1 pseudogene is annotated in these 678 nt (G+C 55.0%); it reads left to right on the forward strand.

The window, feature by feature from the left end:
* A pseudogene (locus KCG49_RS16345) lies at positions 1-678 on the forward strand (hypothetical protein); the annotation flags it as partial.

The following is a 678-nucleotide window of genomic DNA, read 5'->3' on the forward strand; positions in this document are numbered from 1 at the left end:
GACATAACCGTTCAGCTCGATGCCACAGGAAATGCCTCGATCATTCCAGCGGACATTGACAACGGGTCCTCGGACAACTGTGGTAGCATTTCGCTCTCGGCATCGCAGACCGCTTTTACATGTGCGGACATCGGAACCAACAACATCACACTGACCGTTGATGACGGCAACGGACAGACCGACACCTGTGTCGCCATAGTTACCGTTGAGGACAATATCGATCCTGTCGCCCTGTGCCAGGACATAACCGTACAGCTCGATGCCACAGGAAACGCCTCCATCCTTCCGTCGGACATCGACAACGGATCCTCGGACAACTGCGGCAGCGTTTCGCTCTCGGCATCGCAGACCGCTTTTACATGTGCGGATATCGGAACCAACAACATCACACTGACCGTTGATGACGGCAACGAACAGACCGACACCTGTGTTGCCATAGTTACCGTTGAGGACAATATCGATCCTGTCGCCCTGTGCCAGGACATAACCGTTCAGCTCGATGCCACAGGAAACGCCTCGATACTTCCGTCGGACATTGACAACGGGTCCTCGGACAACTGTGGCGGCGTTTCGCTCTCGGCATCGCAGACCGCTTTTACATGTGCGGACATCGGAACCAACAACATCACACTGACCGTTGATGACGGCAACGGACAGACCGACACCTGTGTCGCCATT

It is taken from the genome of Winogradskyella luteola (genome assembly GCF_019203985.1).
Taxonomy (GTDB): Bacteria; Bacteroidota; Bacteroidia; order Flavobacteriales; family Flavobacteriaceae; genus Winogradskyella; species Winogradskyella luteola.